Annotated in this window: 4 protein-coding genes; 1 reads left to right on the forward strand and 3 read right to left on the reverse strand. The window is 61.1% G+C overall.

The genetic code is table 11. The annotated features are described in order from the left end of the window. Positions 1-88: 88 nt before the first annotated feature. The 3 genes from F8N49_RS25415 to F8N49_RS25425 form a co-directional block, all read right to left on the reverse strand. A complete protein-coding gene (locus tag F8N49_RS25415) occupies positions 89-877 on the reverse strand; it encodes an OmpA family protein (protein ID WP_024011746.1) in 789 nt (262 codons plus the stop codon). Between the two features lie 55 nt (positions 878-932). Continuing rightward, positions 933-1,337, reverse strand: coding sequence for a DUF4398 domain-containing protein (locus tag F8N49_RS25420; RefSeq protein WP_024011747.1), 405 nt, complete (start codon positions 1,335-1,337; stop codon positions 933-935). 367 nt (positions 1,338-1,704) lie between these two features. Then, complete coding sequence (locus tag F8N49_RS25425) at positions 1,705-2,049, reverse strand: hypothetical protein (protein ID WP_016771500.1); 345 nt, start codon at positions 2,047-2,049, stop codon at positions 1,705-1,707. 213 nt (positions 2,050-2,262) lie between these two features. On the opposite strand from F8N49_RS25425, the gene ppc reads away from it, so the two are divergent. After that, a complete protein-coding gene (gene ppc, locus F8N49_RS25430) occupies positions 2,263-4,893 on the forward strand; it encodes a phosphoenolpyruvate carboxylase (protein ID WP_071174519.1) in 2,631 nt (876 codons plus the stop codon). Positions 4,894-5,160: the final 267 nt, after the last annotated feature.

The following is a 5,160-nucleotide window of genomic DNA, read 5'->3' on the forward strand; positions in this document are numbered from 1 at the left end:
GGGAATTGAGTCAACCGACTTTCACACTTCCACAAAAAAAGCCCCGCCTGATCAACTCAGGCGGGGCTTTTGCGTTACCGGGTGAAGCTTAGTTCGAGCTCACCGAAGAACGCGGTGCTACTGGCTGGTTGTCGTTGGAAATGGTCACTTCCACACGACGGTTCATCGCACGACCCGAAACGCTGCCGTTATCCGCTACCGGGTACTCCTTGCCATAACCCTGAGCGACGATGCGCGAAGGGTCGACGCCCATCTTGATCAGGGCCATCTGCACGGAAGTCGCGCGGCGCTCGGACAGCGACTGGTTGTAGCTAGCGGTGCCGGTGCTGTCGGTGTAACCCTCGACGATCACTTTGCGATCCGGGTTTTCCTGAAGGAATTGCGCCAGTTTGTTGATGTTCACCAGGCCGCTGGATTTCAGATCAGCCTTGTTGGTGGCGAACAGCACGTCACCGAAAGTCACCAGCGTGCCGCGATCGGTCTGCTTGGCGTTGAGGCTGTCCTGCAGTTGTTTGATCTGCTGGTCACGGGCATCCAGACGGGCCTGGGCACGTTGGGCTGCGGCGTTTTTCAGGTTGTTTTCAGCGGTGCGCAGAGCGATGGTCTGCTTGGCCACTTCGACGCGCTGGTTGGTCAGGTAAGCCAGTTGGTCAACCTTGGCCGCGTCTTCTTTGTCCAGATAAGCCTTGTCGGCCTTGTCCAGGTAATCGCTGGCGTCTTTGGTTTCCAGTGCCGCGACTTTGCTCGCCTGTGGGTTGGCCTGCAGGCCGGCGTAGTTGGTGCGCGCCTGTTCCAGGTTCGGGTTAGGCGGGGTGGAGCAGGCAGCCAGTGCAACGCTTGCGGCCAGAAGAGCGGGAATCATCAGTTGCTTACGCATAATTTGTCGTCCTTTCTATCGGTAAGAGTTTCAGCTTTGCGGTCGGGATGCGCGCTTACTGCACAGTGCGCTGGCTTTCCTGACGCAGTTCCTGAACACCTTTCTGGGAATCCTTCACAGCCTGTTCGGCCTTGGCGGCCTGAGCCTTGCGTTCAGCGACGCGAGCGTCCCATTCAGCCTGTTCGGACAGGCGACGGGCCTCGTCATACTTCTTGTCGTGCATGGCGATTTCAGCTTGTTTCAGTTTGTCCTGAGCCTGCTTCATTTCCACCGCAGCGAACTCGGTACCGCCAGCGCTGACGGCGCTGTTGACGGCCGATTGAGTGACGGCGTACTGCTCGGTCGGAGGATTACCGGCGCAACCGGCCAGTACGAAGCTGGTGCCGATGGCCAGAGCGGCCAGTTTCAGACCGCGCAGGTGGGAAAACGAGGTTTGGGTTTTCATGGTCTTCAACTCCATTAGGCATCTCCTGAAAATACAACTGAATCCATCCTGGCAGAGGAGGCGAAAGCATCGCTTGTAGACGCGAATTGAAACGCTCGTTCCAGGCGTGGTTACCTGTTCCGACCGGCGGCATTTTTGAAAAGTTCAGAAAAGATGGCCTATCGCCAAAAATTAAATTGACCGTTTGGACAAGGCTCTGGGATGGGAACTTTGGGGCTTTGGAGCGGTACGCGCGGGTGGGTTTTAAGGTGATATCAGAGGGTGATCAGTACCCTGTGGGAGCTGGCTTGCCAGCGATGAGGCCATCATGCTCAGCACATTTTTGACTGAACTGCCGCCATCGCGGGCAAGCCCGCTCCCACATTTTTCTCAGTGTCAGGAATCAGTGCTTCTGCTTGTTCTCAGCCGAGGACAAATCATGCAAATGCCGCCGCGACAACGCCAGAAAACGCGGCGTCGGGCCGACATCCTCATACAACGGATCACCTTCCTCATCGGTCGCCACCACCGTCGAACCCTTCACATACGGCAGGCTCGCTTCGAACTCCTCAAGCGCGGCGCCGATCAGTTCGCCGAGCAGTTCCTCGGGATGACGTTTGGGATACATCTCGGCAATTGCCGCCAGGCGCGCGGCGGCCTCGACGTCCAGATGAATCGTGTAGCCGGTGTCGGTCAGGCGACCTTTGGCGTTTTCTTCCCAATGCTGGGCGAGTTCACGAATTTTCATGATGACCTCATTTAGCGCCTGCTGATGGCAGGCCTGGGTGAGTGTCCGGCAGCGCCGGCGGCGGGCCGTCGTACGGCTTACTGTTGAGACTAGCTTTCGCCGGCAAGGTTTAAAGTCAATTCGTCGCCTGCTTGTAAGAAGCGGCGCAGAGCGGCACTCTCTGGCAAAGCATTCGTTTCTGCGCTGTCCCCGATTACCGCTGGAGAACTGCTGATGACCGATATTGATGCACGCTTGCGCGAAGATGTTCACCTGCTCGGAGAGCTGTTGGGCAACACCATTCGAGACCAGTACGGCGAGGCGTTCCTCGACAAGATCGAGCAGATTCGCAAGGGCGCCAAGGCCGACCGGCGCGGCTCGATGGACGCTGAACTGAGCGCCAGCCTCAATCAATTGAGTGAAGACGAATTGCTTCCGGTCGCGCGGGCCTTCAACCAGTTTCTCAACCTGGCCAACATCGCCGAGCAATATCAGCTGATCCATCGCCGCGAGGAGTCGCAACCGGCGCCGTTCGAATCGCGGGTATTGCCGGAACTGCTCGCGCGCCTGCGCAGTGAAGGGCACAGCGCCGAATCTCTGGCCCGGCAGCTGGGGCGGCTGGAAATCGAACTGGTGCTGACCGCGCACCCGACCGAAGTGGCGCGACGCACGTTGATCCAGAAGTACGACGCGATCGCCGCGCAACTGGCCGCGCAGGACCATCGCGACCTGACCAGCGCCGAGCGCGAGCAGATCCAGAGCAAACTGCAACGGCTGATCGCCGAAGCCTGGCACACCGAAGAAATCCGCCGCACCCGCCCGACGCCGGTCGATGAAGCCAAATGGGGCTTTGCGGTGATCGAGCATTCGTTGTGGCAGGCGATCCCCAACCATATGCGCAAGGCCGATCAGGCGCTGTTCGCCGCCACGGGTCTGCGCTTGCCGCTGGAAGCCGCGCCGATCCGCTTCGCCTCATGGATGGGTGGCGACCGTGACGGCAACCCCAATGTCACCGCCGCCGTCACTCGCGAAGTCTTGCTGCTGGCGCGCTGGATGGCCGCTGACTTGTATCTGCGCGATGTCGATCACCTTGCTGCCGAACTGTCGATGCAGCAGGCCAGCGACGCGCTGAAGGCCAAGGCCGGCGACAGTGCCGAACCTTATCGCGCGGTGCTCAAGCAACTGCGCGAACGCCTGCGCGCCACACGCAACTGGGCGCATGCCGCGTTGACCGCGCCGACCCCGGCCACCGCCGATGTGCTGCACGACAATCGCGACCTGCTCGAGCCGTTGCAGTTGTGTATCAACTCGCTGCACGAGTGCGGCATGGGCGTCATCGCCGACGGGCCGTTGCTCGACTGCCTGCGTCGGGCGGTGACGTTCGGCCTGTTCCTGGTGCGCCTCGATGTGCGTCAGGATTCGACCCGGCACAGCTCGGCAATGACCGAAATCACCGATTACCTCGGCCTCGGCCGCTACGAAGATTGGGATGAAGAACAGCGCATCAACTTCCTCACCGAGGAGCTGAGCAACCGTCGTCCGTTGCTGCCCGCGCATTTCAAACCATCGGCCGACACCGCCGAAGTGCTCAACACCTGCAAGGAAATCGCCGCCGCGCCCGCTGCGTCGCTGGGTTCCTACGTGATCTCCATGGCCGGCGCCGCTTCCGACGTGCTCGCGGTGCAACTGCTGCTCAAGGAGTCCGGCGTTCTGCGGCCGATGCGCGTGGTGCCGCTGTTCGAAACCCTCGCCGACCTCGACAACGCCGGGCCGGTGATGGAACGTCTGCTGCTGTTGCCGGGCTATCGCGCGCGTTTGCATGGCCCGCAGGAGGTGATGATCGGCTATTCCGACTCGGCCAAGGACGCCGGCACCACCGCTGCGGCGTGGGCGCAATATCGCGCGCAGGAACGACTGGTGGAAATCTGCCGTGAGCAGCAAGTCGAACTGCTGCTGTTCCACGGTCGTGGCGGCACCGTTGGCCGTGGCGGCGGCCCGGCGCACGCGGCGATTCTGTCGCAACCACCGGGTTCGGTGGCCGGGCGTTTCCGTACTACCGAACAGGGCGAAATGATTCGTTTCAAATTCGGCCTGCCGGACATCGCCGAGCAAAACCTCAATCTGTATCTGGCCGCCGTGCTCGAAGCGACCTTGCTGCCACCGCCGCCGCCGACGCCTGAATGGCGCCATCTGATGGACGAATTGGCGGCGGACGGTGTCAGCGCTTACCGCCAGGTGGTGCGGGAAAATCCGCAATTCGTCGAGTATTTCCGTCAATCGACCCCGGAGCAGGAGCTCGGACGGTTGCCGCTCGGCAGTCGCCCGGCCAAACGCCGTGCCGGCGGTATCGAAAGCCTGCGGGCAATTCCGTGGATTTTCGGCTGGACCCAAACCCGATTGATGCTGCCGGCCTGGCTGGGCTGGGAGACGGCGCTGAGCAAGGCGCTGGAGCGCGGCGAGGGCGAGTTGCTCGGGCAGATGCGCGAACAGTGGCCGTTCTTCCGCACTCGTATCGACATGCTGGAAATGGTCCTGGCCAAGGCCGATGCGGATATTGCGCAGTCCTACGACGAACGTTTGGTCGAGGCTGATCTGCTGCCATTGGGCGCGCAGTTACGCGACCTATTGTCGCAGGCATGCACCGTCGTGCTCGGTCTGACCGGGCAGTCCCAACTGCTGGCGCACAGCCCGGACACCCTTGAATTCATCCGCTTGCGCAACACCTACCTCGACCCGCTGCATCTATTGCAGGCCGAGCTGTTGGCGCGTTCGCGGCAGCAGGATGTCGAGCAGGGCAGCCCGGTGGAACAGGCGCTGCTGGTGTCTGTAGCGGGGATTGCCGCCGGATTGCGCAATACCGGCTAAGGTTGCTGATCACCTCAGGCGGCATTCGCGACAAGGGTCGGATGCCGCTTCTCCTAGCGTAGGAAAGTGCCGCGAAGCGACAGTTATTGATGGGGTTGCGACTTGGGTTACCGCGTCGCAAGGTCACGGCGGGCGTCGGTTTCTCCGACTTTTGGCGTCTTGTGTGGGCGCAGCCTGCTGTGTATCTTGATCAGCCTTTGGCCGTTTGTGCGGCCACGTCCCGTATTTTCAGGATCCGCCGGTTACGAGCGAATCCTTTGTTTTGTA

Origin of the sequence: Pseudomonas sp. GXM4, assembly GCF_008923895.1 — a bacterium.
Lineage (GTDB): Bacteria > Pseudomonadota > Gammaproteobacteria > Pseudomonadales > Pseudomonadaceae > Aquipseudomonas > Aquipseudomonas atacamensis.

Bases quoted from the DNA above. Each gene is read 5' to 3' on its own strand.
- F8N49_RS25415 (WP_024011746.1), bottom strand. From the start codon at position 877: ATGCGTAAGCAACTGATGATTCCCGCTCTTCTGGCCGCAAGCGTTGCA.
- F8N49_RS25420 (WP_024011747.1), bottom strand. From the start codon at position 1,337: ATGGAGTTGAAGACCATGAAAACCCAAACCTCGTTTTCCCACCTGCGC.
- F8N49_RS25425 (WP_016771500.1), bottom strand. From the start codon at position 2,049: ATGAAAATTCGTGAACTCGCCCAGCATTGGGAAGAAAACGCCAAAGGT.
- ppc (WP_071174519.1), top strand. From the start codon at position 2,263: ATGACCGATATTGATGCACGCTTGCGCGAAGATGTTCACCTGCTCGGA.